The organism is Arthrobacter sp. YC-RL1 (genome assembly GCF_001454985.1).
Lineage (GTDB): Bacteria > Actinomycetota > Actinomycetes > Actinomycetales > Micrococcaceae > Glutamicibacter > Glutamicibacter soli.
The window spans coordinates 2,151,120-2,177,746 of record NZ_CP013297.1; the positions used below are offsets into that span (position 1 = coordinate 2,151,120).

General features: G+C 63.9%; 25 protein-coding genes and 1 other RNA gene. 12 read left to right on the forward strand and 14 right to left on the reverse strand.

The features are described from left to right. Positions 1–11: 11 nt before the first annotated feature. The 5 genes from ATC04_RS10075 to def all read left to right on the forward strand — a co-directional run bounded on the left by ATC04_RS10075 (position 12) and on the right by def (position 5,851). A complete protein-coding gene (locus ATC04_RS10075) occupies positions 12–569 on the forward strand; it encodes a DUF2306 domain-containing protein (RefSeq protein ID WP_197413528.1) in 558 nt (185 codons plus the stop codon). Next, entirely contained in the window at positions 467–691 is a 225-nt protein-coding gene (locus ATC04_RS20105) for a hypothetical protein (protein WP_353580023.1), read from the forward strand. Before ATC04_RS10075 ends, ATC04_RS20105 begins: the two co-directional genes overlap by 103 nt. 288 nt (positions 692–979) lie before the next feature. Further along, positions 980–3,655 carry a LuxR family transcriptional regulator gene (locus tag ATC04_RS10080; RefSeq protein WP_047119018.1) on the forward strand — a complete coding sequence of 892 codons (2,676 nt, stop codon included), beginning with the start codon at positions 980–982 and terminating at the stop codon, positions 3,653–3,655. A 448-nt stretch (positions 3,656–4,103) separates the two neighbouring features. Then, a complete protein-coding gene (locus tag ATC04_RS10085; RefSeq protein ID WP_047119017.1) occupies positions 4,104–5,252 on the forward strand; it encodes an acyl-CoA dehydrogenase family protein in 1,149 nt (382 codons plus the stop codon). Between the two features lie 26 nt (positions 5,253–5,278). Further along, positions 5,279–5,851: a peptide deformylase gene (gene def / locus ATC04_RS10090; protein ID WP_047119016.1), complete on the forward strand. Its 573-nt coding sequence runs from the start codon at positions 5,279–5,281 to the stop codon at positions 5,849–5,851. On the opposite strand, the gene ATC04_RS10095 is transcribed toward def, so the two are convergent. The 8 genes from ATC04_RS10095 to ATC04_RS10130 all read right to left on the reverse strand — a co-directional run bounded on the left by ATC04_RS10095 (position 5,848) and on the right by ATC04_RS10130 (position 12,496). Next, positions 5,848–6,891 (reverse strand): winged helix DNA-binding domain-containing protein, encoded by a 1,044-nt coding sequence (locus tag ATC04_RS10095; RefSeq protein WP_052772350.1) that lies wholly within the window; start codon positions 6,889–6,891, stop codon positions 5,848–5,850. The genes def and ATC04_RS10095 overlap by 4 nt on opposite strands. A 12-nt stretch (positions 6,892–6,903) precedes the next feature. Then, complete coding sequence (locus ATC04_RS10100; RefSeq protein WP_152666837.1) at positions 6,904–7,530, reverse strand: hypothetical protein; 627 nt, start codon at positions 7,528–7,530, stop codon at positions 6,904–6,906. 55 nt (positions 7,531–7,585) lie between these two features. Beyond that, positions 7,586–7,987: a hypothetical protein gene (locus ATC04_RS10105; protein WP_047119014.1), complete on the reverse strand. Its 402-nt coding sequence runs from the start codon at positions 7,985–7,987 to the stop codon at positions 7,586–7,588. A 55-nt stretch (positions 7,988–8,042) separates the two neighbouring features. Next, positions 8,043–8,456, reverse strand: a complete 414-nt coding sequence (locus ATC04_RS10110; RefSeq protein WP_047119013.1) for a hypothetical protein — start codon at positions 8,454–8,456, stop codon at positions 8,043–8,045. A gap of 9 nt (positions 8,457–8,465) precedes the next feature. Next, positions 8,466–8,822: a hypothetical protein gene (locus ATC04_RS10115; RefSeq protein ID WP_047119012.1), complete on the reverse strand. Its 357-nt coding sequence runs from the start codon at positions 8,820–8,822 to the stop codon at positions 8,466–8,468. Positions 8,823–9,006: 184 nt separating this feature from the next. Beyond that, on the reverse strand, positions 9,007–10,464 hold the full coding sequence (locus ATC04_RS10120) for a glyceraldehyde-3-phosphate dehydrogenase (protein WP_047119011.1): 1,458 nt from the start codon (positions 10,462–10,464) through the stop codon (positions 9,007–9,009). Positions 10,465–10,650: 186 nt separating this feature from the next. After that, positions 10,651–11,007, reverse strand: an RNA gene (rnpB, locus tag ATC04_RS10125) — RNase P RNA component class A. Positions 11,008–11,068: 61 nt separating this feature from the next. Then, positions 11,069–12,496 carry an NAD(P)/FAD-dependent oxidoreductase gene (locus tag ATC04_RS10130; protein ID WP_047119010.1) on the reverse strand — a complete coding sequence of 476 codons (1,428 nt, stop codon included), beginning with the start codon at positions 12,494–12,496 and terminating at the stop codon, positions 11,069–11,071. A gap of 126 nt (positions 12,497–12,622) precedes the next feature. Here ATC04_RS10130 and ATC04_RS10135 point away from each other — a divergent pair, with 126 nt between their 5' ends. Further along, positions 12,623–13,411: a peroxide stress protein YaaA gene (locus ATC04_RS10135; protein ID WP_047119009.1), complete on the forward strand. Its 789-nt coding sequence runs from the start codon at positions 12,623–12,625 to the stop codon at positions 13,409–13,411. 180 nt (positions 13,412–13,591) lie between these two features. Here the strand turns inward: ATC04_RS10135 and ATC04_RS19325 are convergent, their stop codons facing one another. The 3 genes from ATC04_RS19325 to ATC04_RS10150 all read right to left on the reverse strand — a co-directional run bounded on the left by ATC04_RS19325 (position 13,592) and on the right by ATC04_RS10150 (position 17,915). Then, positions 13,592–16,321 carry a fibronectin type III domain-containing protein gene (locus ATC04_RS19325; RefSeq protein WP_157359284.1) on the reverse strand — a complete coding sequence of 910 codons (2,730 nt, stop codon included), beginning with the start codon at positions 16,319–16,321 and terminating at the stop codon, positions 13,592–13,594. 242 nt (positions 16,322–16,563) lie between these two features. Continuing rightward, positions 16,564–16,953, reverse strand: coding sequence for a VOC family protein (locus ATC04_RS10145; RefSeq protein WP_047119007.1), 390 nt, complete (start codon positions 16,951–16,953; stop codon positions 16,564–16,566). Between the two features lie 11 nt (positions 16,954–16,964). After that, positions 16,965–17,915 carry a Nif3-like dinuclear metal center hexameric protein gene (locus tag ATC04_RS10150; protein ID WP_082123888.1) on the reverse strand — a complete coding sequence of 317 codons (951 nt, stop codon included), beginning with the start codon at positions 17,913–17,915 and terminating at the stop codon, positions 16,965–16,967. 131 nt (positions 17,916–18,046) lie between these two features. Between ATC04_RS10150 and msrA the strand changes: the two genes are divergently transcribed. The 3 genes from msrA (at position 18,047) to epsC (ending at position 20,355) form a co-directional block, all read left to right on the forward strand. Next, positions 18,047–18,574, forward strand: coding sequence for a peptide-methionine (S)-S-oxide reductase MsrA (msrA, locus tag ATC04_RS10155; RefSeq protein WP_047120712.1), 528 nt, complete (start codon positions 18,047–18,049; stop codon positions 18,572–18,574). A 97-nt stretch (positions 18,575–18,671) separates the two neighbouring features. Next, positions 18,672–19,607 carry a cysteine synthase A gene (cysK, locus tag ATC04_RS10160; protein ID WP_047119006.1) on the forward strand — a complete coding sequence of 312 codons (936 nt, stop codon included), beginning with the start codon at positions 18,672–18,674 and terminating at the stop codon, positions 19,605–19,607. Between the two features lie 163 nt (positions 19,608–19,770). Beyond that, the gene (gene epsC, locus ATC04_RS10165) at positions 19,771–20,355 is read left to right on the forward strand and encodes a serine O-acetyltransferase EpsC (protein WP_047119005.1); all 585 of its coding nucleotides are present in this window, start codon (positions 19,771–19,773) and stop codon (positions 20,353–20,355) included. A gap of 79 nt (positions 20,356–20,434) precedes the next feature. On the opposite strand, the gene ATC04_RS10170 is transcribed toward epsC, so the two are convergent. Continuing rightward, the gene (locus ATC04_RS10170; RefSeq protein ID WP_047119004.1) at positions 20,435–21,715 is read right to left on the reverse strand and encodes a dicarboxylate/amino acid:cation symporter; all 1,281 of its coding nucleotides are present in this window, start codon (positions 21,713–21,715) and stop codon (positions 20,435–20,437) included. Between the two features lie 139 nt (positions 21,716–21,854). Here ATC04_RS10170 and ATC04_RS10175 point away from each other — a divergent pair, with 139 nt between their 5' ends. The 3 genes from ATC04_RS10175 to ATC04_RS10185 all read left to right on the forward strand — a co-directional run bounded on the left by ATC04_RS10175 (position 21,855) and on the right by ATC04_RS10185 (position 25,073). Further along, complete coding sequence (locus ATC04_RS10175; protein ID WP_047119003.1) at positions 21,855–24,116, forward strand: excinuclease ABC subunit UvrA; 2,262 nt, start codon at positions 21,855–21,857, stop codon at positions 24,114–24,116. Next, complete coding sequence (locus ATC04_RS10180) at positions 24,116–24,643, forward strand: GNAT family N-acetyltransferase (RefSeq protein ID WP_047119002.1); 528 nt, start codon at positions 24,116–24,118, stop codon at positions 24,641–24,643. The genes ATC04_RS10175 and ATC04_RS10180 overlap by 1 nt, the downstream gene beginning before the upstream one ends. A gap of 130 nt (positions 24,644–24,773) precedes the next feature. Then, on the forward strand, positions 24,774–25,073 hold the full coding sequence (locus ATC04_RS10185) for a hypothetical protein (protein WP_047119001.1): 300 nt from the start codon (positions 24,774–24,776) through the stop codon (positions 25,071–25,073). Positions 25,074–25,212: 139 nt separating this feature from the next. Here the strand turns inward: ATC04_RS10185 and ATC04_RS10190 are convergent, their stop codons facing one another. After that, positions 25,213–25,575 (reverse strand): hypothetical protein, encoded by a 363-nt coding sequence (locus ATC04_RS10190; protein WP_047119000.1) that lies wholly within the window; start codon positions 25,573–25,575, stop codon positions 25,213–25,215. 403 nt (positions 25,576–25,978) lie between these two features. Beyond that, positions 25,979–26,587, reverse strand: a complete 609-nt coding sequence (locus tag ATC04_RS10195; RefSeq protein ID WP_047118999.1) for a class I SAM-dependent methyltransferase — start codon at positions 26,585–26,587, stop codon at positions 25,979–25,981. Positions 26,588–26,627: the final 40 nt, after the last annotated feature.

Here is a 26,627-nt window from a genome sequence, read left to right on the forward strand (position 1 = left end):
GTAGGCGGAGCTTGTCTGGCAGCCAATGGTGGATTGCCGCGGGCCTGCTGGCCCTCACGCTGCTTCCGGCGCTGGGCGGGATCACCCTGCTGGCAGACCTGGCCGGGCCGGCAACCCCGGAGCGCGCGCGGTTCCATTCAAGCCCGCTGCCGATCGCGATCCATGCCGTCGGCGGGATGGTGTTCTGCGGGCTCGGCGCGTTCCAATTCCTGCGCGGGCTGCGCGACCGGCATCCGCGGTACCACCGGATCGCGGGCCGGATCGTGCTTCCGGCCGGGTTGGCGATGGCGTTGAGCGGACTGTGGATGACGCAAATATACGACTTCGTGCCCGAGCAGAGCTGGCCGGTGCGCGCGGTGCGCCTCCTGTTCGGATCGGCCACCGCCGTCGGCCTGGTGCTGGCGCTGGCGGCGATGCCGCCGAGGACCTCCAAGCCAGCGTGGCCCCGATCCTGCTCGCCTGGGCCATTCGCGAGGGCCGGACCATCGCCATCCCGAAAGCCTCAACAATTGCGCATGTTGAAGAAAATGCAGCGGCAGCCGCGTTGGAGCTCACAAGCCGCCATTTAGAGGTCATTGACCCTGCGTTCCCCACCTGTGCGGGAAACACCGTTGGAAATGTTATGGGTGCTAATCCGAAGGTTCGAGAAACTCATTTGAGTCAGTTGACGACAACTTTTCGAGAACATTGAATTTGGATTAATTTCACGCAAATCGAGCTTTTTTGGAATGTTACGAAGAAAAGCCTTATTGTTTCGAACATGTGAGGAATTTCAGCTTCTGGTTCGTGCACGGCTTTGCCGCTATGAACTTCTGAGTTTTGCGCGCGTATTTTCGCCAACTGTCGAATAACCGGAAAATCCTAGCCGTTGACCGGGACATTATTGCTAGTAAAGTCGCTACTGAATACCCTCAAAACTACTTGGGTTGCGAGGCAATGCTACTTGACCGGCTCAACCTGGGAGTTTGATATTAGTAGGATGACTGGCTTCCATATTGAGCGCCGAGACATACTGCCTTCCCGTGTCAAAGCGCTGGACACGGCACTCGAAGCAGCACGCACCGGCGGTCCGATATTCATCATCGGGGACGTCGGGTCTGGACGCACGACGTTTTCGCTGCAGCTGATGGATCGAATTGAATCCAATTTCATTTGGATTGTCGGTTCCAAAGCGCTGAGCTCCGTTCCCTTTTCCACGTTGAGCGTCCTCGCGACCCAACTGCCCAACGGATCCACAGGCACGTCGCCCACGGAGCTGGTCACGGGCATCGGCCGAGCCACGAGCGAACGCACCCAGTGGATTTTCCTGGACCAGGCGGAATACGTGGATCAGCAAAGCGCCGCTGTCCTCAAGCAGTTCGCTACCGCCGGAAACATTCGCCTGGTGGTCGCCACGGCGGCAGTACGTTCGCTGCCCTCGGAGCTGCGCTCCCTGATTTCCTCCCCGAGTTTCATGCGCATAGAACTTGCGCCCCTCTCCTACGACGACGCGAACCTGATACTCTCCGAGATCCTCGGCGGCGCCGTCAATTCGAGCGCGGTCACTTCGCTGCTGGAATTCTCCGGCGGACATGCGCTGCATCTGCGTGAGCTGGCCCTTGATGCCCAGTCCACCGGGGCGCTGACCAAGCAGCAGGACTACTGGACGCTCAACAGGGCCTGGACACCGCATGGGAAACGCACCACGGACCTGATCAACGCCCGCTTGAGCGACCAGCCGGAAAACGTCAGGGAGGCCCTGGAACTCCTGGCGGTCACGGGTCCGGTCACTCTGCCGGTGGCCCGCAAACTCATGGGCCAGTCAATCTATGATGCCATCGACGCCGACTTGGTCCGCCTCGACCTCGTTTCGGAGAACCCCATTACCGGCGAGCGCACGGAGCGCGTCCGGCTGGGGGCGGGGCTCTCCTCGCAACTGGTTTTCAGCAGTTTCGATTCGTCCACGCTGCGCCGGCATATCAAGACCATCGAGGAGAAGCTGTCCTGGGAACTTTTCGACTCGGCCTCGCGCAGCCGGTTCACCAGGCATCGGCTGGAGATGGGGCTGACCGTTCCGATTCGCGAGCTGCTCTTTGATGTCGAGCAGTCAACCAGCGCGCGGCAGTTCTCGCAGGTGATCGCGTTGACCGATTTGCTGGACCAGCAGCGAGTCGACTCCCCCGACCAGCTGGAATCGTTGCTGATTGCCCGCGCGGATGCGTTGTATGAGCTTGGCAAGCCGGAGGCCGCATTGGCCTTGCTGCAGGAGCACCTGCCAACGGGTTCGCCGGAGATCCGCTTTGTCGCCGCCAAGATCGCTTATGCAAGTCTAGGGCGGCTCGCAGTGGCTGAGCAGATCCTGGAACCCCGCCCGGGCGATCCGCCAGGCGTTGCCGCGTATCTGCTACTGATCCGCTCGCGGGCCAATAAGGTTGTTGATATCGCGTCCTTGCGCGAGTATGCGTCGATGCCCGAGCTGCGCAGTGAAGGTCGGGCCGCATGCCTGGCCCATGTGCTGATCGAGAAGTCCTACGCCGGGTTGGCCGAGGAGGCGATGGCCGAGTACGTCCGGATTTCGTCCTCGCCGGAGTGGAAGACGTGGCCTGCCTCGGTTCGGTCCGAACTGGTCTTCGCGTTCCCGACGATCGCGTTCGCGCTGGGGATGAATCCTGCGCAGTTTGCCCAGTTGACGGTAGGTGACGATCTCAAGGAGGCGAACGCCGATCACGGGAACGTCATGGTGAGCATCGGCATGGGCTATCTGGAGTCCGGGTTGGCTTCGCAGGCCTTGGCTGCGTTGGAGCAGGCCATCGGCTTGCTGTCGGTGGGCGACCCGTATTTGGTCAAGGGGTTTGCAGCGGCGTTTGCCGCGTATGCCGCCTCCCTGCTGGGCGACCGGTCCAAGGCGTCGTACTACCTGGACATGTCGCGTGCTCAGCCCGAGGTTTCGGGTCAGATCCTGCGCCCGATCGCCGAGCGTTCGCTCCTGTCGGTGGTTTTGGATCTTGAAGGCGAGCAGGCCGCTGAGGAGTATCTGCACAAGCTGCTTGCTGAGGCCGAAGGATTCGGCCGGAAGAACCTGGTGATGCGCCTGCTGCTCGAAGCGTGGCAGTGCGGGCTGCTGACGGATGTTGCCAGATTGTCGGAGGCTGCGTTGCAGGTGCAGGGGCCGCTGGCCGCGACGCTGGCGCGGTATCAAGCGGCGCTTGAGGATCCGGCGGAGCTGAATGTGGGACAGCTTGTGCAGGCCCATGTCGATGGAGGGCAGCTACTGCTGGCTGCCCAGCTGGCGGCGAGCGCCGCGGAGCGTGCTCGGGTTTTGGGCCGGCGCACGGTGGCCACTCATCTGCTGGGGCTTTCGGTCGAAATCGCCCAGCCGCTGGAACAGGTTAATACGCCGGCACTGGGTCGGGCGCGTGTTGATGAAGCGCTGTTGACGGCTCGTGAATTTGCAACGTGCGTGCGTGCCGCATCGGGGGCGAGCAATCACGAGATCTCCCAGGAGCTGTTTTTGTCCCCGCGTACGGTGGAGGGACACCTGCAGCGCTCGTATGCGAAATTGGGTATCACGGACCGTCGGCAACTGCTGGCGGAGCCTGTCGCGACGGATGATGAAGTGCTCCCGGCCACAGAGCATACTCTAGCCCTACCTATTTCCGAGCGATGGCCTACCTAGTCGTCTGGTTTTGTTCCTTAAATGTCCATACTTACGCATATGATGATTCTTGTTCGATCAACCTATGCGATGGGTTCTTGGGGGAATCACAGTAGTTGATGGAGCGGATCACGGGATTTTCGATTGCAATCACTCGCAATGAGCGCATATGACTCCCACCGATACAGACCGGTGCCAGCATCATTGATGCTGGCACCTTGTCGTTAAGCTTTGTGACGCCATGCCACGCTCCATATTCGAAGCTATGTTCGAATCAGTGGTTTGAAGGTGTCTAAACCCGCGTTTTTCGAGACTTATTGCTTCAAACATGACGTAGGCAACAGAGTTTCGGTCGTAAATAGGCGCATGTCAATGGGTGAGACCATAATGGGAGTGAACAGTTCGTCAGGTCATTGCACGTGGCCTGCCCCGAACCAGCCCCTCGCCCCCGTCCGAAAGGCGTCTCTCCGTGAAACGCGCGCTCTTTGAAGAAGACCACGAACAGTTCCGCGAACTTGCCGTTGAGTTCAACGCCCGGCAGATCGCCGGTAAGTATGCGCAATGGGAAAAAGAACACCAGATTCCCCGCGAGGTGTGGCAGTCCGCCGGGGAGAACGGATTGCTCGGTCTCGCGGTGCCGGAAGAGTTCGGCGGCATGGGCATCGACGACTACCGCTTCCGCGTCGTGCTTGATGAGGAGTTCGTCCGTTCGGGGCACCTTGCGGTGGCATTGGCCCTGCACCTGCATGACGACCTCGTGCTCCCCTACCTGCTGGCCTACGGGTCGCAGGACCTGAAGCAGCGCTGGCTTCCGCGGTTCGTGGACGGATCCACGATCACCTCCTGCGCCTTCACCGAGCCGGGTGCCGGGTCGGATCTGCGAGGGGTGCGCACCAAGGCTGTGCGCGACGGGGACGACTGGCTGGTCAGCGGCCAGAAGACCTTCATCGGCAACGGCGCCTACGGCGATGCGGCAGTGGTGCTGGCCCGCACGGACGGGCAGACCGCGCGGGCCGGGGAGGATTCGTTCACCCTGTTCATGGTCGAGCGTTCCGAGGGCTACTCGAACGGGCAGCCATTCGACAAGATGGGCCTGCGCGCTTCCGACACCGCAGAGCTGTTCTTCGACGAGGTGCGCGTTTCCGACGCCGATCGCATCGGCGAGGTCGGCCAGGGGCTCGCATACGTCAAGGAGCAGCTGCCGCAGGCGCGCCTGGCGATCGCAGTAGCGGCCAGCGCCATCTGCACCGCCGCATTCGACCAGGCCCTGGCCCATGCCGGCGAGCGCTCCGCCTTCGGCCAGGCGCTGACCGGCTTCCAGAACACCCGCTTCGAGCTGGCGGACCTGAAGACTGAGGCGCATGTCACCCAGGCCTTCGTCGATCGCGCGGTCCTCGCGTTCAACGAGGGAGAGCTCGACGCGCAGGAGGCGGCCGAGGTGAAGCTTTGGGCTAGTGAAAGCGCGAAAAAACTCACCGACAAGGCGCTGCAGATCCATGGCGGGTACGGCTACATCATGGAGTACCCGATCGCGCAGTCGTTCACCGCATCCCGCTTGCTGACCATTTTCGGTGGCACAAGTGAGATCATGCGTGAAACTATTGGACGAGCACTCTAAGCACTTTTTGGAAAGGAACTGATCACGTGCCAATTCGGCAGATCACCGTCTACGGGGAACCCGTCCTGCACAAGCGCGCCGTGGAGGTGACGCAGTTCGACGACGAGCTTCGCCACCTGGTGGCGGACATGCACACCACCATGGATGCCGCGCACGGCGTAGGCCTGGCCGCTCCGCAGATCGGCCTGGGGCTGCGCATGTTCACCTACGTCTACGCGGACCAGGACGATGCCCCGGAGCGCGGCGTGGTGATCAACCCGAAGCTGACCCTGTCCAAGGTGTCCCAGGGTGTTCCCGACGCCGAGGACGACTCCGAGGGCTGCCTGTCGGTGCCGGGGCTGGATTTCCCGCTCAAGCGCGCCGACTACGCCAAGGTGGAGGGCTTCGACGAGTTCGGCAATCCGATCTCCTTCGAGGCGCACGGCTGGTTCGCCCGCATCATGCAGCACGAGTACGACCACCTGGACGGCCTGCTGTACGTGGACAAGTTGCAGCCGCGCTGGGAGAAGCGCTGGAAGAAGGCCAAGAAGTCCCTCGGCTGGGGCGTGCCGGGCAATACCTGGCTTCCGGGCACCGATGCGGACCCGTTCGGCCACTAGGCCCTGAACTCCAGATACCGCTGATGCAGCGCCGCACCGAGTCGATCGGTCGGCGCTGTGTGCGCGTTCCACGGCCTTTCGGCCTTGCCCGAACGCAGCCAGAAGGGCTTGACCATGCCGTTGCTGCCCGGGCCGATCTGCGCGCGCAGCCGCTCGTCGGCGACCAGCGAGCGGTCCGCGTAGGACAGGTAGTACTCGTCGAAGTGCCCCAGCAGGCGCAGCGGAAGCCTGGAGGGAAGATCCGCGGCCAGCGCCGGGCAGGCGAAGAGCAGGTAGAGCTCCTCGCCGCGGGTGTCCCGCCCCACGCAGAGCAGCTCTGAACCCAGCTCGGCGGCCGCCGTCTTGAGCTGCGTGAGCGTCTGCCCGGTATACCAGGCGGCATCCCTGATGCTGGCAGGTCCATGGCCCGCCAGATAGCGCCTGAGCAGCTCCTGCAGCGGCTGGGCGGGCTGGAGGTCCGGTGCGGCCAGGCGATCAACCAGGATGAAGTCCTGGCCGGCGAGCCCCGCGCCCTCGGGAACCGGCCCCAGGCACAGCAGGCCCTCCATGACCAGGCACATCAGCAGGTGCACCCCGCGTTGCGCGGAGGTCTGGATTCCGCGCTCGTTGAGCAAGGTGAACAGGCCGGCACGGCTCGCGTGGCCCCGCTCTTCCAGGTGGGCGGCGATCAACGTCCCGGCGGCGTCGATGTCGCCCGCGGTGATCTGCAGTTCGCGCAGGCGCGAGCCCATGGCCTTGAGCGTGCGCTGGCGTGTGGCCCGCACCAGCCACCGCACGTCGGCGGCGGCGCAGATATGCAACGTGCCGCGCATGGTCCAGGAGCGCACCAGTTCCCCCGCGGCGAACAGCGCGTCAATGCGCGCCCTGCCGATGCCCTTTCCCGAACGCTGGGCGAGCGCGTAGCGCCCGGCGGCCAGGTCCTGGGATTGGAGCGCCAGCATGCGTTCCGCGGACGCGGGGATGGAGCCGGCAGGTTCCAGCAGCAGCTGGTTCGCCATGCGCAGCTGAAGGATGCGCCGCGGCGGCAGGTGCTCGGTCATCGAGATCGCATCCTATGCCAGCGGCGTGCGGATCCACTCGGCAAGCGCCTGCCTGAGCAGGGACCAGCTGGCGGCGGTGTCGAAGGAGGTCACCAGGTGCGAATCGCTGAGTTTGTGCATGCAGTGCCCGGCCCAAGGCACCACCGTGAGATCCGTCAGCCCACGCTCCCACGCGGCGACCAGCACCGGTTCCACCTGGGGGCTGCGCAGCACCGGGTCGAGGTCGATACCCAGCAAGGGATCGAACATTTGTTCCCATTGCTCGAATGCGGTGAGGTCGATCCCCTCGCGTCCATACTGCGCGGTCCAGAAATCGTTGTCGGTGGCGCGGCTCGCTGCCGTGGTGATGGCCGAGAGTCCGGGGACACGATGGGCACCGTGCGCCTTCACGCCCCAGGCGTTCGACCAGGTGCGCATCCACCGCCGCTCCCACAGGTTCCGTGCGGCTTCATCGGGCATGGCGGAGGACCCCGTTTCGGGAACCGGGTTCAGCTCGGGCAGGGCGAGGTCTTCAGCGAGGCCCCAGGCGTGCCGGATGAACAGCAGCATCCGGATCGGCTGCCCGTGGTCGTCCATGGCCAGCGACATGTCCGCAGGCCACGAACTCTGGCGCAGGGCCGGGTTCGTTGATCGCATCATGCCCCGAGCTTGGCACAGGACGCCTCCACTGGCAACAGATTTCCGGCCGCCGGGACTATGTCAGGCTCCACCGGTTCCGGCCCAGGCTCCAACGCCGCCCCTCCAGATCGATATGCACCGTGGTCTTTGCTCCCGGACGCAGAAAGCGCCGGCGTTGTTCAATGTGCGCCTCGCCGCGAAGATAGACCCGCAGCGCGCGGCAGAGCCTGCCGAGGTCGAAGTCCGCGTCGGATTCGTCATCCAGCAGCGCGCAGTGGACGCCGAGCTCCGGTATGAATGCCTCCAGCCAGACGCCGTCGAGACGGATGAATGCGGTGCGGCTCGGATCCGCGGTGCTGCCGACGAGCACCGAATACCGCGGCGGGTTCTCGCGCAGGTCGGTTTCCAGGACGCTGAAGCCCTCGGCGAAGGTCGCCGCGACGACGCGATCCAGCCGCGTGGTGAGCTCGTTTGGCATGCCACCAGCCTACCTCCGCCTCCGCCTCCGACGCAGCCTCGGGTATTCCGGCGGGTCAGGGATTCGGCACCCGGGAGACGCTGCGTCCGATCTGCCATCGCTGCCCGTCAGCCTCAACGTGGAGTACCGGAGTCGTCCCGGAGCGGAACAGCCGGCACCGGTGCTCAAGGAGGGTGTTCCCCTCAAGGTAAACGCGCACCATCCGGCACAGGCGGTGCAGCTCGGCTTCCTTGCCGGCCTCGTTGTCATCATCGTCGACAATGCCCGTCCGCACATCGTGGTCCGGGGAATCGACGTCCAGGTGGATCGGGTCGATCCTGATCACCGCGGCGAGACCGGTCCCGCAGTTGCGCACCAGCACCGAGTACTGCGGCGGGTTCTCCCGGGAGGCGTCCTCGACCACGATGAAACCCCGGCCGAACACCTCCCCGGTGACCCGGCACAGCATGGATTTCAGCTCGATCGGCATTTCCCGAGTCTACAGCGGGCCTGCGGCCCTCCGGACCCCGCTGCCCGCGGTGCGCAACAAATAGAACAACCCCATGGCCATGCAGATGCCCAGCGTCAGATAGGCAGAGAGCAGGGCGGCCGCCGCGGCCAGCACGTAGATGGGCATCGATACCGGGCCGCGCAGTAGGATCAAGCGCGCCTGCCGGGCATCAAGCGTTTCGCGCAGCAGGTGCGGCCGCCGCTTGGGCAGATGGTATTGCAGGGCGAAAAAGACCACGGGGGTCAGCAGGAACGATCCGGCGTAGATCACGGCTGCCAGCACCCCGTCGGGAAAAGCCTCGACGCGTCCAGTCCCGCTCAGCTCGGCGCCGTGTCCCGGTGCCATGGCAGCCCCCTTGCCGCATTTCTTGCCCCGATGGGTTGCGACTCTACTCCTTGGCGGCCTCCGCGGAGCCGCCGGCACCGGATTTCCCGCGCGGGACGCGTCCGAAGGACGCCAAAGGGGCCGCACCCCGCGTGCCGAAGCACGGGTGTGCGGCCCCTTGGTGGAGCGTATCGCTGCGAAGAGACTAGGCGGTGACTGCCTGGGCCTTCACTGCAGGCACCGCTGCCGGGTGGGTTCCGGCCATGGTCTCGATGACGCGGACAACCTGGCAGGAGTAGCCGAACTCGTTGTCGTACCAGACGTAGACGACGGCGTTCTTGCCGGTGGCGATGGTCGCGAGGCCGTCGACGATACCGGCGCGGCGCGAGCCGACGAAGTCGGTGGAGACGACGTCAGGCGAGTCGATGTAGTCGATCTGCTTGTGCAGCTCGGCGCCCAGCGAGGTTTCGCGCAGGTAGTTGTTCAGCTCGTCCTTGTCGGTGGCGGTCTCCAGGTTGAGGTTCAGGATCGCCATGGAGACATCCGGGGTAGGAACGCGGATGGCGTTGCCGGTCAGCTTGCCTTCCAGCTCCGGCAGGGCCTTCGAGACGGCCTTGGCGGCACCGGTTTCGGTGATCACCATGTTCAGGACCGCCGAGCGGCCGCGGCGCTCGCCCTTGTGGAAGTTGTCGATCAGGTTCTGGTCGTTGGTGAACGAGTGAACGGTCTCGACGTGGCCGTGGATGACGCCGAACTTGTCGTTCAGGGCCTTCAGGACCGGGGTAATGGCGTTGGTGGTGCACGATGCGGCGGAGACGATCTTGTCATCGGCGGTGATGTCGGAATCGTTGATGCCGTGCACAATGTTCTTCAGGCTGCCCTTGCCCGGTGCGGTCAGCAGCACGCGGGCAACGCCCTTGGACTGCAGGTGCTGGGACAGGCCTGCCTCGTCGCGCCAGCGGCCGGTGTTGTCGACGACGATGGCGTTGTCGATGCCGTAGGCGGTGTAGTCGATGGTGGCCGGGTCGTTCGAGTAGATGACCTGGATCAGGGTGCCGTTGGCGAGGATGGTGTTGTTTTCCTCGTCCACGGTGATGGTGCCGTCGAAGCGGCCGTGCACCGAGTCGCGGCGCAGCAGCGAGGCGCGCTTGATGATGTCGTCATCCGAGCCCTTGCGCACGACGATGGCGCGCAGGCGCAGGCCGTAGCCGCCGCGCTCGATGAGGATGCGGGCCAGCAGGCGGCCGATGCGGCCGAAGCCGTACAGGACCACGTCGGTTGGCTCGGCGTCGGTGGCGCCGGCCTGGCCGACCTTGGCGCCCAGCTCAGCGGAGACGAATTCGTTCAGGTCGGCGGAGCCGGACTCGACGAACTTCTTGTTCAGGCGGCCGAGGTCGACGGAAACCGAACCAACGTTCAGGGTTTCAATGACATCGAGAATTGCCTTGGTGGCATTCAGGTCCAGCTCTTCACCGTCGATGCGGCGCACCACGCGGTGGGCCTTGATGATATCGATGGCGGACTGGTTGATCAGCTTGCGGCCGTAGATGGAGGTCACCACATTGTTCTTGCGGTAGAGGCGTCCGATCAGTGGAATCATGGCCTCGGCGAGCTCTTCGCGCCCGCTCCATTCTTCCTGGGCAACGACAGACTGCTGGGTCACAGAGAATCCTTCCAAATCAGCCGGCTTGCAGATCCATAAAGCCGGTTGGCACCGAGAGAAGCACCATTGCTTTTGCGGTGGTGCGGGGTAACAGGATCATCCCCGCAAGTACGTTTTCCATTCTAGTCGGTGCACGGAGTTTCCACAGGCTTGCGCCTGTGAATCATCTCACCGTTCTGGAGTGTGCGAATGGGATGGCCGATACGCCGGGTTTTGTCCCGCCGAAGCGGTGACGGTCATCTATCTACGACTGCCGTTGCCGACAGCCTCTAGCGGTCCACCCGACTGCATGGGGCGAACAGCCCTCGTAACGCAGTCTGTCTGACCTTGCTCCGAGTGGGGTTTACCGAGCCATCCCGGTCACCCGGGATGCTGGTGGTCTCTTACACCACCGTTTCACCCTTACCAGGAGAACCTGGCGGTCTATTTTCTGTGGCACTGGCCTGCGGGTTACCCCGAGTGGGCGTTACCCACCACCCTGTTCTGTGGAGCCCGGACGTTCCTCGGGACAATTGCTTGCCACGCGACCGTCTGGCCATCCCATTCACCACTAGTCTAGTACCTTTGCGAACAACATCGTGTCCAGTGCCACCGGCGAACTGGCTCACACGGGCTGCGGGTAGAAGTAGTCCTCCAGCAGCCGCAGCCAGATCTCGCTGATGGTCGGATAGGCGGGCACCGCGTGCCACAGGCGTTCCATCGGCACCTGCCCGGCGATCGCGATGGTGGCGGCGTGCAGCAGCTCGGCGACGTCCTGGCCCACGAAGGTCGCGCCGAGGATCACCGAGCGGGCCTTGTCGACGATAAGCGTCGCCCGGCCGGAATACCCGCTGGCATGCAGGCTGGCCCCGGCCACCGACCCCAGGTCGTGCTCAATGACCACGATGTCCAGGCCTTGGCTGCGCGCCTGCTTTGCGGTCAGCCCGACGGCTGCGACCTGCGGATCGCTGAACACCACCCGCGGCACGGCGCCGTGGTCGGCGGTCGCTGCCTGGGCGCCCCAGGGATCGTCGGCCAGCGGTTTCCCGGTGAGCCGGGCGGCGATCGCCCTTCCGGCGGCGCGGGCCTGGTACTTGCCCTGGTGGGTGAGCAGGGCGCGGGAATTCACGTCGCCCACCGCGTACAGCCAATCGGTGCCGGGAACGAGCAGCGTGTCGTCGACCTCGCGCAGGGCCTCGGGCTGGATGCCGAGTTCCTCCAGGCCCAGATCGGCGGTGTTGGGTTTCCTGCCGGTGGACACCAGCAGTTCCTCGGCCTGCAGCACGGCGCCGTCCTCCAGCTGGACGCTGACCACGCCGTCGGGGCCGCGGTCCACGCGTGCCGGGGTGGCGCCCTCGCGCACGTCGACACCCCTGGCCTGCAGCGCCCGGGCCACCAGGTCCCCGGCATGGGGTTCCTCGGAGCCCAGCAGCCGGCCGCGGGCCAGCACCGTGACCTGGGCGCCAAGCGAACCATAGGCGAAGGCCATTTCGGTTCCCGCCACGCCGCCGCCGATGACGATCAGCCGGGCCGGGACCTGCTGGGCCGAGGTGGCCTCGCGGGTACCCCAAGGCTCGGCGTCGGCCAGCCCGTCGATGGGCGGCAGCGCCGGGGCGGAACCGGTGGCCAGCACGACCGCGCGGGCGGTGTAGGCCTGCTCCCCCACCTGGACCGTGCGTTCCCCTGCCAGCCGGCCGTGGCCGCGCAGCAGCGTGATGCCCGCCGATTCCAGCCACTTGACCTGGCCGTCGTCTTTCCAGCCGCTGGTGAAGGCGTCGCGCCGGGCCAGCACGGCGGGCGCGTCGAGCGAACCGGTCAGCGCCTGCTGCGCGCCGGGCAGCCGCCGGGCCGCATCCAGCGCCTGGCCGCTGCGCAGCAGCGCCTTGGAGGGCATGCACGCCCAGTACGAGCATTCGCCGCCGACCAGTTCGGATTCGACGATGGCCGCCGACAGCCCGGCCCTGGCCGCGTAGTCGGCGGCGTTCTCCCCGGCGGGCCCGGCGCCGATCACTATGAGATCGAAGTCGGCCGCGGTCTTCGCTGGATCCTGCATGGTCCCTCCTTGTCCTGGGAGCGGCACACCCGCCCCTGGGGCCTCAGCCTAGTGAGACCGGGGCGTTGGCGATAGGGGCGCAGACGGATGCCCAGCCGGAGGCTCAGTGGCGATAAGCTGGAGAGCGTGCTTATTTTGCTGCCGCCTTCAGAAGGCAAGACCGCCCACGCCGCCGGAACCCCGTTCGAGCTGACTGAGCTCTCGTTCCCCGAACTGACCGCGGACCGCGAGCTGGTGATTTCGGCGCTGTCGAAGGTTTCCGCGCGCGATGACGCGCTGGAACTGCTCGGGGTCGGGGCCTCGCTGGCCACCGAGGTCACCCGCAATATCAAGCTGCACACCGAGCCGGCGGCCCGCGCGCACGACATCTACTCGGGGGTCCTGTTCGAGGCCCTGGGTTATGCGAGCCTGGAAGAGGCTTCGCAGCGGCGCGCCGACGCCTCGGTGGTGGTGGTCTCTGCCTTGTGGGGCGCGGTGCGTTTCGGCGACCGGATCCCGCCGTACCGGCTGTCGATGTCGGTCAAGCTCGAGCCGCTGGGCAAGCTGGCCAGCTGGTGGAAAAAGCGCATGAGCGCGGTGCTCGACCAGGCGGCCGAGGGGCAGCTGGTCGTCGACGCCCGCTCCAGCACCTATGCGGCCGCGTACAAGCCTGCCGCCGGGAACACCGTGGCGGTCAACGTCTTCCAGCTGCGCAACGGCACCCCCAAGGTGGTCTCGCACTTCGCCAAGCACACCCGCGGCGAGGTCGCCCGCTTCCTGGTGCAGCAGTCCCAGGCGCCCACCACGGCGCAGGAGCTGCTGGAACTGGCCTCCACCAAGTGGGAAGCGAGCCTTATCGAGGACAAGAAGGGCACCGCGCTGAACATCCTGCTCCCGGAAGACCACCAGTTCACCACCGTGAACAAGGTGGCCTGAGCAAGTAATTATGCGTCAGGCCGTATTGCCGAATCCAGAAATCGTATTCGGTGGCATCGGCCACATTCTTGCCGAGCTCGTGCACCTGTTACGGAAGTCTGCAAGAACCAACAAAAAATGACGACCACTACGCGAATTGGAACGTGGTCGCCATCTTCTGGTTAGCTAATTAAATTCAACCTAGAGCTTTGCACTCCAGCTAGAAGTGCCTTTGATCCTAAATGCATCGCTGGACGGCTTGGCTATGACGTTTACTTTACCGGTGTACTTGTACGTTCCAGCACTCTTCTTCACGCCGTTGACATAGTAAGTAACACCAGTCTTCGCAGGGATCTTCACCGTATTCTTCTTCGCATCAAACACCGGCTTGGTCGCGGCAACAACGTTGCGATTGTCGAACTTCCAGGATGTCGTTCCCGTCAGTTTGTACCCACCAGACGATGCATTCACCGTAACGGTACCCGCCCCGGTGTACTTGTACGTTCCAGCACTCTTCTTCACGCCGTTGACATAGTAAGTAACACCAGTCTTCGCAGGGATCTTCACCGTATTCTTCTTCGCATCAAACACCGGCTTGGTCGCGGCAACAACGTTGCGATTGTCGAACTTCCAGGATGTCGTTCCCGTCAGTTTGTACCCACCAGACGATGCATTCACCGTAACGGTACCCGCCCCGGTGTACTTGTACGTTCCAGCACTCTTCTTCGCGCCATTGACATAGTAAGTAACACCAGTCTTCGCAGGGATCTTCACCGTATTCTTCTTCGCATCAAACACCGGCTTGGTCGCGCTGACGGTTGTTCGAAGATCGTATTTCCAAGTCACCGGTGCGACATCATAGTTGGCGGCGGACGCCTCAGCCTTTACAACGATTTGCGTGGAGATATTGTAGGTTCCAGGATTCTTGGTGATCCCATCCACCGTGTATTGGACACCTGGCAGATTCGGAATATTCAAGGTATGTGTTGAGTAGTTCACCGTTGGTTTTTTGGCGACCACTTTGGTTTTGCTGAGGTCAAAGACCCAAGCCGCGGTGCCGGAAAGTGAGTATCCTTCCGTGGCATGCGCAACGATTGATACTCGCTTGTAGCCAGTAGTGTAGGTTCCCGGTTTCTTCTCAATGCCGTCAACGAGGTATCTCACTCCAGTTACGGACGGAATGGTCAATCTACCGAGCGCGAGATCAGAAGTTGGCGCCGTTGTCTGAACAAGCTGCGGTGCGACCTTGCCTGTTGCAACACTGGTCTTGCTGGTCATGGCATAACCATTCAAACGTCCAGTCACCGTAACCGTGATGTTCTTACCAACAAGGTCCGGAGTCAACGGGAACGTATTTTGAGTCGCCCCACCAATATTTATTCCGTTAGCAGCCCACTGATAGGAAAGTTCAACACCATCGGGACCCCACGAACCAGGAACAGCAGTCAGCGAGTGACCAACGGTTGGCGTCCCAGTGGCCTTCGGTATAGCGGCGCTCAGTGCACCGGCAGCGACCTTGCCTGTTGCAACACTGGTCTTGCTGGTCATGGCATAACCATTCAAACGTCCAGTCACCGTAACCGTGATGTTCTTACCAACAAGGTCCGGAGTCAACGGGAACGTATTTTGAGTCGCCCCACCAATATTTATTCCGTTAGCAGCCCACTGATAGGAAAGTTCAACACCATCGGGACCCCACGAACCAGGAACAGCAGTCAGCGAGTGACCAACGGTTGGCGCCCCGAGAACTCTCGGAATACTAGATTTCACATTCGCAGTGTGACCAATAGGGTCAGAAGCACTTGTCCATTCGCCCCAACCCAATACGTTTCGAGCCCGTACCCGTGCAGTGTAGGTTCCGCTCGGTACTTCGTTAGTCACCAAAACGGTATCGTGAGTCTTATAACTGGCACGTTGGATTGCGCTACTGTCGATTAGCTCGACTTCATATTCCAAATTCTCAAGAGAGTTTGGATGGCTTACCCAGGAAACCGTCACACCTTGAGATCCCGACTCAAGTATCGGTTTTTTTCCACGGAGTGGTCGAATTCCAAGAGTATATGAACCAATTGAGTCATATTTGCTCCGATTTCCATTGGCATCAGAAATGCCTTTTACCGCGACATTAAAAGTACCGAGCCGACTTGACGCAGAATCATACTTGGAAAATTTCAGAGTCCTAACAAAAGTTCTCCGCTTTTGGTTCTTAGAAGAGCTTACAATCTTCCAGCCATGAGATGAATTCCCTGATTCGCTCGTCAGAGAGGGGTAGGTCCCCTCTTTTAGCCCTACACCATCGTCTTCAGCCTCAATTCTCAAATCTAGCGTCGCGCCATCATCCGTGACATCGATAATGGAAGATGAAAGAGCGCCACTGACGACTGGTGCTTCCATATCTGGTACCGAAGTGACAATCAAACATAGGCCGATTCCCCATTCGGATTGGCCATGCTCGTAGGCGTCAAATCGATTACCCATGCGGTCAGCAATCGTGGGTTGAAAGCACCATTCCCCGTCGTAGATATTCTCAGTAAAGGTAAAAACACCTTCATAAGTGCCCTGAAACGCATCTCCGCCGATAAGCTTTAGTTGCTGCCCCTGCACTGGATCACCATCTGAATTATCAACCCTGTTGACAATCAGTGGATCAGGGTCCAAGCGTGGAGAAGTGTCACTAAGTCCATAGTCCGGGTCCCGCACTTCAATACGCACAGTGACTTCTTGGGAGCCATCAACGACATCAACTTCTGTTTTAGAGATCCATGTGCTCACGATTTCCGGATGCGAATCGCCTTCCTGTGAAGCATAAGCCGGTGTCAGATTGCCAAACACCAAAGTCCCGGAAACTAAGCCGACGACAGCCAATGTTGACCGTAACTTTGACGCTTGTATCCATGAATAATTTTGAAACATAAATCCCCCATGATTCATTGCCTAGATCCTCTAAAGTAGGAATCCACGACAATTATTTCATAGGTTCAAAGTTGAATTCGACAACGTTTCAACATATTGGCTGAACTAGCGCAGAATATTTAGCTTGATCCGTTTCGCAAGAAGACAACATTTCATATAAATTTCTATCGCTCAACACATGTTGATTGACTCGCATGTTGTGACTTATCCGAAGAACTTACAAAGATTACGAGCCTAAAAGAATGATTCTTCACATTCCTTCAACCCGAGCTTACGGCGACCAGCTCGACCTCGAATCCCGCCTCGTCCGCCAGATAGGCGGCATAATGCTGCCGCCCGCCGGCATACGGGTGGCGGTCGGCGAACAACAGGGTGAAGCCGTGGGCCAGCGCGTCGGCGGCCAACGCCTCGACCTGCTGGGGGCTTCCTGCCTGGAAGGCCAGGTGGTTCAGCCCAGCCCGGGTGCGCTCGTGGGCGCCGGGCACCACGTCGGGCCCGGATTCCAGCACGATGTAAAAATCCCCGTGGCGGTAGCTGACCCCGGCATTCCAGCGCGATTCCAGCTTGAATCCCAGGTGCAGCAAGAGCCAGCCCAGCGACTTCTCGCTGGTTTCCAGGTCCTGGACCCACAGCTCCAGATGATGCAGCATCGGCGTCCTCATTAAGGGGTGAGGATGAAGTCCCAAGGGTCGGAATTGACCTGGGAAACCTCGATCTCGACCTCGTGCCCCAGATCCCGCAGCACGTTGCCCAGGGCCTTGGCCGCGGAGGACAGCCACACCCACTCGGAGGCGAAGTGCGAGACGTCGATCAGGTACGGGAAGCCCGACCCGGCGGCTTCGCGCGCCTCGCTGGCCGGGTGGTGGCGCAGGTCGGCGGTGACGTAGACATCTGCCTGGTGCGAACGCACCGCATCGAACAGCGAATCCCCGGCCCCGGAGCACAGCGCGACCTTGCGCACCAGCCCGGTGCGGTCGCCGGCCACGCGGATGCCGCCGGCCACGGCCGGCAGCACGGTGTAGACGCGTTCGGCGAAGTCCTCCAGCTTCATCGGCTTGTCTAGGAAGCCGACCCGGCCCAGCCCTTCCTCGGGCAGTCCGTCCTTGGATTCGACCAGCGGCACGCAGTCCTTGAGCCCGAAGGCGTCGGCCAGGGCGTCGTTGACCCCGCCCACGGCGCTGTCGGCATTGGTGTGCGCGGTCAGCAAGGCGGTCCCGGTCTCGATGAGCCGGTGGATCGCCTCGCCCTTGAAGTTGGTGCCGGCCACCTGGGTGACCCCGCGCAGCAGCAGCGGGTGGTGGGTGATCAGCAGGTCGGCGCCGCGGGCGATCGCGTCCTCGATGACGGCGAGGGTCGGGTCCACGGCCAGCACGACCTTGGACACCGGCGCGCCGGTGCGCCCTGCCACCAGTCCGACAGCATCCCAGTCCTCGGCCAGGGACTGCGGCCAGAGTTCTTCGGCTGCCTCCAGGACGTTGCCCAGGGTCGCAGCGCCGGCGCTGGCGCGCGCCTGCTGGTCCGCCGGCTCCTCGGCAACGGGCTTGAGCGCAGGAGGCGCCACCGCGGCATCTTGAGGCTGGGGTTCGTGCGAGTTGTTTGCCTTGCTCTGCATATGCCAAGCCTACGCGCTGGAACCGGCGATGGAACAGAATGCAACGCCGCGGCGTTGGGATGTGCGTGAGTACTCTGAGCATTCAATCGCCCCATCATTTCACTGCCAGCCTGGACGTCGACGGCAAGCGGCTGACCACTTTCGTGCTGGCCGGCGGCTGCTTCTGGTGCCTGGACGCCGTGTACCAGCGCACCAAGGGGGTGGCCGCGGTCATCTCGGGCTACATCGGCGGGCATACCGCGGATCCGGACTACTACCAGGTGTGCACCGGAACCACCGGCCACGCCGAAGGGCTCGCGGTGATCTTCGACGAAGACGTGGTGCCCGCGGAAATCATCCTGGACATGTTCTTCACCATGCACGATCCGACCACCCTGAACCGCCAGGGCTACGACGTGGGAACCCAGTACCGCTCGGCCATGTTCCCGCTGGACGCGCAGCAGCGCGCCACCTTCCAGAAGGCCATCGACAAGTACGCGGGCCTATACCCCGATCCGATCGTCACCGCAATGGAAGAGTCGAAAGATTTCTACCCGGCCGAGGAAATCCACCAGGATTACTACACGAACAACTCCCGGGCGGGCTATTGCCGGGTCATCATCGACCCAAAGCTCGCAAAAGTCAGGAAATATTACGCTCAATGGCTAAACGAGGCCTGAGCACCCACCTGCCCTACTAGTGTTGGATATGAACCATCCGCGGTCAGCGCACCGCGGAACACGCTTGCAGACAAGTCACGTAAGGATTGCATAGAAGATGGCCAAGATCTACAACAATGTCACCGAAGTAGTTGGCGGAACCCCGCTGGTGAAGTTGAACCGCCTGAGCGAAGGCCTGCCAGGCAACATCGCGGTCAAGCTCGAATTCTACAATCCAGCCAACTCGGTCAAGGACCGCATCGGCGTGGCCATCGTCGACGCCGCCGAGAAGTCAGGCTCGCTGAAGCCCGGCGGCACCATCGTCGAAGGCACTTCCGGCAACACCGGCATCGCCCTGGCCATGGTCGGCGCGGCCCGTGGCTACAAGGTCATCCTGACCATGCCGGAGACCATGTCCACCGAGCGCCGCGTCATGCTGCGCGCCTTCGGCGCCGAGATCGTGCTGACCCCGGGTGCCGACGGCATGCGCGGCGCGGTCGAGAAGGCCAAGGAAATCGTGGCCACCACCGAGAACGCCATCTGGGCCCAGCAGTTCGCCAACGACGCGAACCCGCAGATCCACTCCGAGACCACCGGCCCGGAAATCTGGGAAGATACCGACGGCGCCGTGGACGTGCTGGTCGCAGGCATCGGCACCGGCGGCACCATCACCGGCGCCGGCCGCTACCTGAAGTCCAAGAAGGCCGACCTGCAGCTGGTCGCCGTGGAGCCGAAGGACTCCCCGATCCTCAACGGCGGCAAGCCGGGCCCGCACAAGATCCAGGGCCTGGGCGCCAACTTCATCCCCGAGGTGCTGGACACCGAGCTGTACGACGAGGTGCTGGATGCCAGCATCGACGACTCCGTCGCCACCGCCCGCGCGCTGGGAGTGAAGGAAGGCATCCTCGGCGGCATCTCCGCCGGCGCAGCCGTCTGGGGCGCCCTGCAGGTCGCGGCCCGCGAAGAGAACGCCGGCAAGCTGATCGTGGCGATCATCCCCGACTTCGGCGAGCGCTACATCTCCACCCTGCTCTTTGACGACATCCGCGGCTAGCCTGCCCTGCGCGAGATCTGAAAAGAAGTTCGCCGAAAAGTGAATAAATCGGCGCGAGCCACCGTTGAACCTTAAAGGGTTCGCAATGGTGCGGCTCGCGCCGATTTGCTGTGTGACATCTGTATTTCCGTCACGAAAACGACCAACCACTAAGGTAGAGTTCATGAGTTTCTTCTCCCGGCTACGTGAAGACCTGGCCACCGCCCGATCCCATGATCCGGCCGCGCGCAGTGACGTGGAAAACTTCTTCGTGTATTCCGGCCTGCATGCGATCTGGATGCACCGGCTGGCCCACCGCATGTGGCAGAACCCCGCTCTGCGTTGGCCAGCGCGCTTGCTCTCGCAGGCGAACCGCGCGATCACCGGCATCGAGATCCACCCGGGCGCGACCATCGGCCGCCGCTTCTTCATCGACCACGGCATGGGCATCGTCATCGGCGAGACCGCCGAGGTGGGCGACGACGTAATGCTGTACCACGGGGTGACCTTGGGCGGCCGTTCGCTGGCCAAGGTCAAGCGCCACCCGACCATCGAGGACCGCGTGGTCATCGGTGCCGGCGCCAAGGTGCTGGGCCCGATCATCATCGGCGCTGATTCGGCCATCGGAGCGAACGCCGTGGTAGTCAAGGACGCGCCGGCCGGTTCCATCGTGACCGGCATCCCGGCGCAGAACCGCCCGCGCACCCCCGAGCAGCGCCAGCCGGCCGTCGATCCGGCCGAGTACATCGATCCGGCCATGTGGATCTAGCCTGGGGCAGCGCCACAGCGCCAACGGCACAGCGCCGGTACCCAGTGGGTACCGGCGCTGTGCCGTTGGCGCTGGTGGACTACTCGCCGAGCAGGTGCGAAGGCTTCTGGCCTTCAAGCAGCTCCACCGACTCGTCGGACGGATCCTGCGCCTGGACGCCGAGCTTGCCGCGGGTCAGCTTGTTCATGATCATCGCGATGGCGCCGTCGCCGGTCACGTTAGTCGCGGTGCCGAAGGAGTCCAGCGCGATGTAGGCGGCAAACATCAGGCCGACCTCGACCTCGCCGAAGCCCAGCATCTGCTGCAGCAGGCCGGCTGCCGCGGCGATCGCGCCGCCGGGGACGCCCGGCGCGGCGATCATCATGACGCCGAGCATCAGGATGAACGGCAGGTAGGAGCCGAAGGACACGTCGCCGCCGGTGAGCAGCAACACCGCGATGGAGAAGCAGGTGATCTTCACCATCGAGCCGGACAGGTGGATGGTGGCGCACAGCGGCACCACGAAGCCTGCCACGGCGTCGGCGACCTTGTTCTTCTTGGTGGAGGCGAGGGTCACCGGGATGGTGGCGGCGGAGGACGAGGTGCCCAGCGCGGTGAAGTAGGCGTCGCGCATGTTCCACAGCGCCTTGAACGGGTTCTGCTTGTTCATCGACCCGGCGATGGTGTACTGCAGCAGCAGCACCACCAGGGTCAGCGCGAAGGAGACGATGGCGACCAGCAGGAACTTCTGCACCACGACCACGGCCGAGCCGCTGGCCGAGAGGTCAAGGAAGATGCCGAAGATGAACAGCGGCAGGGCCGGCACGATGATGCGGCGGATGACGCCCTCGATGATCGCGCGGAATTCAACCACGCCGCGGAAGAGCACCTTGGAGTGGAAGGAGGTGATGCCCACGCCCACCATGAAGGCCAGCACCAGCGCGGTCATCACGCCGAAAACCGGCTCCAGGACGATGGCGGTGGCCGAGTCGGAGGCCGAGGCGGTCAGCGTCACGAAGGGTTCGAAGCCCGAGCCCTCGCCCTCGGTGATGGCTTCCACGCCGCCTCCGGCCAGCGGGCCGCTGAACAGCCAGATGCTGGTGAAGTAGGCCAGCAGGCCGGCGGCGAAGGTCGAGCCGTAGGCCACGACCGCGGTGAGGCCAAGCCACTTGCCGGCGCCCTTGCCGAGCTCTGCGATGGCCGGGGCGACCAGGCCGAAGATGATCAGGGGCACCACGAAGCCCAGGATGCCGGAGAAGATCGAGTTGTAGGTGAGGAAGGTGCTACCAAGCCAGAGCGGCATGACCGGCCCGAGCAGAATGCCCGCCACGATGGCCAGGATAATCCAGCCAAGCAGCGGTATCGATTTCAGCAGCTTCATGAGGTTCCTTTGGGGTGAGAGGTCAAAGCGATGCGATGCGCCCGCGGATTGTGTCGCAGCGCACCAAACAATGATAGAGGGTGGCCGGGGCGCACCGAAATTTCCCCGCGCGGGTCCGGTGTTAAGTAGGCTGGTTTCCATGACCCAGCACCCCGCAGACACCCACGACACCATCCGCGTCCGCCAGGCGCGGGAGAACAACCTCAAGGGCGTCGACGCCGACATCCCCAAGCGCCGCATCACCGCTTTCACCGGGGTCTCCGGCTCCGGCAAGTCCTCCCTGGTCTTCGGCACCATCGCCGCCGAATCCCAGCGGCTGATCAACGAGACCTACACGGCGTTCATCCAGACCTTCATGCCCTCCATGCCGCGCCCCGACGTGGAGGTGCTGGAAAACCTGTCCGCGGCGATCGTGGTGGACCAGGAGCGCATGGGCGCAAACTCGCGCTCGACGGTGGGCACCGCCACCGACGCCTACTCGCTGCTGCGCGTTTTGTACTCGCGCTACTCGGTGCCCAGCGCCGGCGGCGCCGGGGCCTACTCCTTCAATCTGGGCGAGGGCGCCTGCGCGGTGTGCGAGGGCTTCGGCACCGAGGCGAGCATCGACCTGGACGAGCTGCTGGACTGGGACAAGACCCTGAACGAGGGCGCGATCACCGCCCCGAACTTCGCCCCCGGCGCCTGGCTGTGGCAGACGCTGACCGCCGGCACCCAGGCGGACCTTGACGTCAAGCTGCGCGACATGCCAGCTAACATGCTTCACCGGCTGCTCTACGACCAGGCCGGGAAGGTGAAGCTGAACGGCGCGAACATGAGCTATTCGGGGCTGGTCACCCGCATCAAGTCCAACTACATCCATTCGGGCCGCGAGATCAAGCAGGCGCACATCCGCGACTGGATCGCCCGCATCTCCACCACCGCGCCGTGCTCGGCCTGCGGCGGCTCGCGGCTGGGCGAGAAGGCCCGCGCCTCGAAGATCAACAACCTGGGCATCGCGGACATGACTGCGCTGCAGGTCTCGGACCTGCTGGCGGAACTCGACCAGCTGGACATTCCGGCCGCCGCTCCCCTGCTGGCCAACCTGAAGGCGGTGCTGGAGGCGATGGTGCAGATCGGCCTGGGCTACATCTCGCTGGACCGTCCGGCCGGGACCCTTTCGGGCGGCGAGGCGCAGCGCGTGAAGATGATCCGCCATCTGGGCAGCGCCCTGTCGGATGTCACCTACGTGTTCGACGAGCCCACCGTGGGCCTGCACCCGCACGATATCCAGCGCATGAACCGGCTGCTCGAAGACCTGCGCGACAAGGGCAACACCGTGCTGGTGGTCGAACACAAGCCGGAGGTCATCAAGATCGCCGACCACGTGATCGACCTGGGCCCCGGGGCCGGCGTGCATGGCGGACAGGTCACCTACAGCGGCGACGTGACCGGACTGCTGGCCAGCGGCACGCTGACCGGCAGGCACTTCTCCACCCGCATCCCGCTGAAGGCTTCGGTGCGCCCGGGGCGCGAGCCGCTGCCGATCCGCGGGGCGCACCTGCACAACCTGAAGAACGTGGACGTGGATGTGCCCACCGGGGTGCTGTGCGCGGTGACCGGGGTGGCCGGCTCGGGCAAGTCCTCGCTGATCCATTCGACGATCTCCAAGCGCGAGGACGTGGCGGTGGTGGACCAGTCGGCGATCCGCGGTTCGCGCCGCTCCAACCCCGCCACCTACACCGGGCTGCTGGAACCCATCCGCGCGGCCTTTGCCAAGGCCAATGGGGTGAAGCCGGCGCTGTTCAGCGCCAACTCGGAGGGCGCCTGCGAGCACTGCGGCGGCGTGGGCTTCACCTACACCGACCTGGTGTCCATGGCAGGGGTGGCGCTGCCCTGCGAGATCTGCGAGGGCAAGCGCTACAAGCCCGAGGTGCTTGAATACACCCTGGAGGGGCTGAACATCGCCCAGGTGCTGGACCTGAGCATCGAGGCCGCCGCGCAGCGGCTGAAGATCACGAAGGCCGCCGCCATGCTTGAACGGCTGAACCAGGTGGGCCTTGGCTACCTGAAGCTCGGGCAGCCGTTGAATACGCTCTCGGGCGGCGAGCGCCAGCGCCTGAAGCTGGCGATCAACCTGGGCAAGGGCGCGGGCACCTACGTGCTGGACGAGCCGACCACCGGCCTGCACCTGGCCGACGTGCAGCGCCTGCTGGCCCTGCTGGGCGAGATGGTCGATGAGGGCAACACGGTGATCGTGATCGAGCACCACCTGGCGGTTATCGCCCACGCGGACTGGGTCATCGACCTGGGCCCGGGCGCCGGTCACGAGGGCGGCACCGTGGTCTTCGAAGGCACCCCGGCGCAGCTGGCGGCCGCGGGCACCCTGACCGGCGAGCACTTGGCCGCGTACGTGAAGGACTGATGGTGCCATTCACGCTGCGCGCTGCGGGCCCGGCGGATGCACGGGAACTGACCCGGGTGCAGGTGCTCTGCTGGAAGCAGACCTATTCGGCCATGCTGCCGGCGGGCTTCTTCACCCCGGAGCACGAGGCTTCCCGGCTGGCCCAGTGGCGCCGGGTGCTGGCCGATCCGGCCTGCCAGTTAGCGCTCGCCGAGGGATCGGACGGCGGCCTGCTGGGATTCGCGATGGCCGCCAAGCCCTTCGGCGAGGCGGCGGCCGGCCTGCCGGTGGGCCGCCAGCTCTACAGCCTCTACGTGCTGGCCGAGCACCACGGCACCGGGGCGGGCCGGGCGCTGCTGGATGCGGTGCTGGGAACTGCGCCGGCCGTGCTGTGGGTGGCGCAGGGCAACGCCCGCGCCATTGCCTTCTACCGGCGCAACGGCTTCGCGCCGGACGGCACCACGATGACCGACCCTGCGATCCCGGGCATCACCGAGGTGCGGATGCTGCGCGTCGGGCAGCCGCCGCACCCTGGATCCATTTCCTAGCCCAGATCGACGTCCAAGGAGGACTCGGAGCTGACCTTGCCGCCGTCCGGGACGGTTCCGGTGATGGTGCAGGTCGGGGCCAAACGGACCCTCCAAACAGCAACCCGCAAGGTGCCGTAAACTCAAGCTCATGGAGACTTTCAAGCGCCGTCAGGTAGTCGATTTTCTGGTCGACGAGCTCGGCTACGACGCGCGCCTGACGCCTTGGGGCATCTATATCGACATGCCGAACTTCGAGGACACTGGCCGCGCCGTCATCGAATGGCGCGTCTCCGAGCGCGACATCGCCAATCTGAATGGCCTCAGGATGCCGCGCGGCTTCGTCGGGGGCGCACCCTACGCAATGGATGAGCTCAGAGCCGCGCTCGCCTGCTTCACGGCAGAGCGCGGCATCATGAGAGGTTCCGGCATGCGCATCGAGCCTGCGTAGCCTCAGTCGGCTTCGGGCCTTGTTTCGTGTTCGAGGGAACCGCAAGCCGGCCAGCCCGGTCGGGCAAGCCGAAGGCCCGGCCCGCGGTTGGAATTCCGTGGGTCGGGCCTTCACCTACGAAGCGGCTCGACTGGCCGGACTAGGTGGCTGGACGCATCGAGGCCTTGGCGTGCGGCACGTACGCCGGCGCATGGGCCACGGCGTATGCACCGACCTCGGCCAGGGCCAGGACCGTGAATGCATTGGCCGCATGCAGCATTCCGACCCATGGAGCGTCGAAGGCCAAGATGCCGATGGCGATCTGGACGGCCACCGCCGCGGCGAGCCACAAAGCCCACTTCAGCCCTGCGTGGGCGAACAGGGCGACGACGATCAGCGCCAGCACGAGGATCGGGATGATCGTTTGCCCGATCATGCCGTGAAGCATCGCCGCAACCGGCGCATCGCTTTCGCTCATGGTGGCGCCGGCACCAATCGCCTGGATCATCAGGAAAGTCGTCATACCTATGGTGGCTGCTTGGACAACGACCACTGCAGAGATAGCGTGCGCAAGAACCTTGTATGCGGTACGCAACTTTTCAAAACCTCCAGCAAGAATGGATGGAGATCATGAATACCCGAAAAGGCTACGTGGTCGCGAAATTGCCCGTGGAGCGCACTTGAGCGCCGCGCGGTGGGCGATCACCAAAAGGTGATTCCAGATTATAGGCTTGCCCCGCGCCTGGATCCATGGTTTTTGCGGCGACGACTGCCGAAATTTCAAGGCAATGCCGTAAATCGGCTCCGGAGCCCGGCGCGGGTCGGTCGACGTGAAGAGCGCGGAACCGAAGCCCGGCAGTTCGCAATGGCGCTGCTACTGGTCGCCGAAAGTCCGGCTCTTTCGACCCCGGCGACCCGATGCCGGGCTACGCGGCGCTGAGCACCGCGACCAGGAAGTCGCCATTCGGTGCATGCAGCTGCCAGGTGGAATATTCCTGGTCCACCGACAGCCCGGCCCGCGCAGCGTCGGCGCGGAAATCATCGAACTCGTAGCCGCGTCCGGCGCCGAAGCCTACGACCAGGCGGCCTCCCTCGGCCAGTCGCCCGCGCAGCCGGGTCAGCGCCGGGAGGCGCTCGCCGGCGGCCAGGAAGGTCAGCACGTTGCCGGCGCAGACGATCAGGTCGAACTCGGTCAGCTCCCCCGGGCCCTCGGGGAGCGTGAAGTCGGCCAGGTTGCCCTGCTGCCAGCGCACGAACGGATAGTCTTCGCGGGCCACCTGGATCAGCTGCGCATCCAGGTCCACACCCAGCACCCGGTGGCCGTGTTCGGCCAGCCAGCCGCCGATGCGCCCGGTGCCGCAGCCGGCATCCAGGATGCGCGCACCGCGGTCGGCCATGGCGTCGATCATGCGCGCCTCGCCGTGGATGTCGCGGCCCTGTGCGATGAAGCCGCGCCAGCGTTCAGCGTAGTTCGCCGCGTGGTCGGGGTTGTTGCGGACGGCCGCAAGCCAGAGGTTTTCTTCAGGACCAGTCATGTCCCCCAGTTTCCCACAACCTGCGGTCCGCCCAGGCCTG

Coding starts and splice junctions, on each gene's coding strand:
- ATC04_RS10080 (WP_047119018.1), top strand. CDS start 980: ATGACTGGCTTCCATATTGAGCGCCGAGACATACTGCCTTCCCGTGTC.
- ATC04_RS10095 (WP_052772350.1), bottom strand. CDS start 6,891: ATGACCGAGCACCTGCCGCCGCGGCGCATCCTTCAGCTGCGCATGGCG.
- ATC04_RS10100 (WP_152666837.1), bottom strand. CDS start 7,530: ATGATGCGATCAACGAACCCGGCCCTGCGCCAGAGTTCGTGGCCTGCG.
- ATC04_RS10105 (WP_047119014.1), bottom strand. CDS start 7,987: ATGCCAAACGAGCTCACCACGCGGCTGGATCGCGTCGTCGCGGCGACC.
- ATC04_RS10110 (WP_047119013.1), bottom strand. CDS start 8,456: ATGCCGATCGAGCTGAAATCCATGCTGTGCCGGGTCACCGGGGAGGTG.
- ATC04_RS10115 (WP_047119012.1), bottom strand. CDS start 8,822: ATGGCACCGGGACACGGCGCCGAGCTGAGCGGGACTGGACGCGTCGAG.
- ATC04_RS10130 (WP_047119010.1), bottom strand. CDS start 12,496: ATGCAGGATCCAGCGAAGACCGCGGCCGACTTCGATCTCATAGTGATC.
- ATC04_RS19325 (WP_157359284.1), bottom strand. CDS start 16,321: ATGAATCATGGGGGATTTATGTTTCAAAATTATTCATGGATACAAGCG.
- ATC04_RS10145 (WP_047119007.1), bottom strand. CDS start 16,953: ATGCTGCATCATCTGGAGCTGTGGGTCCAGGACCTGGAAACCAGCGAG.
- ATC04_RS10150 (WP_082123888.1), bottom strand. CDS start 17,915: ATGCAGAGCAAGGCAAACAACTCGCACGAACCCCAGCCTCAAGATGCC.
- cysK (WP_047119006.1), top strand. CDS start 18,672: ATGGCCAAGATCTACAACAATGTCACCGAAGTAGTTGGCGGAACCCCG.
- epsC (WP_047119005.1), top strand. CDS start 19,771: ATGAGTTTCTTCTCCCGGCTACGTGAAGACCTGGCCACCGCCCGATCC.
- ATC04_RS10170 (WP_047119004.1), bottom strand. CDS start 21,715: ATGAAGCTGCTGAAATCGATACCGCTGCTTGGCTGGATTATCCTGGCC.
- ATC04_RS10175 (WP_047119003.1), top strand. CDS start 21,855: ATGACCCAGCACCCCGCAGACACCCACGACACCATCCGCGTCCGCCAG.
- ATC04_RS10180 (WP_047119002.1), top strand. CDS start 24,116: ATGGTGCCATTCACGCTGCGCGCTGCGGGCCCGGCGGATGCACGGGAA.
- ATC04_RS10185 (WP_047119001.1), top strand. CDS start 24,774: ATGGAGACTTTCAAGCGCCGTCAGGTAGTCGATTTTCTGGTCGACGAG.
- ATC04_RS10190 (WP_047119000.1), bottom strand. CDS start 25,575: ATGACGACTTTCCTGATGATCCAGGCGATTGGTGCCGGCGCCACCATG.
- ATC04_RS10195 (WP_047118999.1), bottom strand. CDS start 26,587: ATGACTGGTCCTGAAGAAAACCTCTGGCTTGCGGCCGTCCGCAACAAC.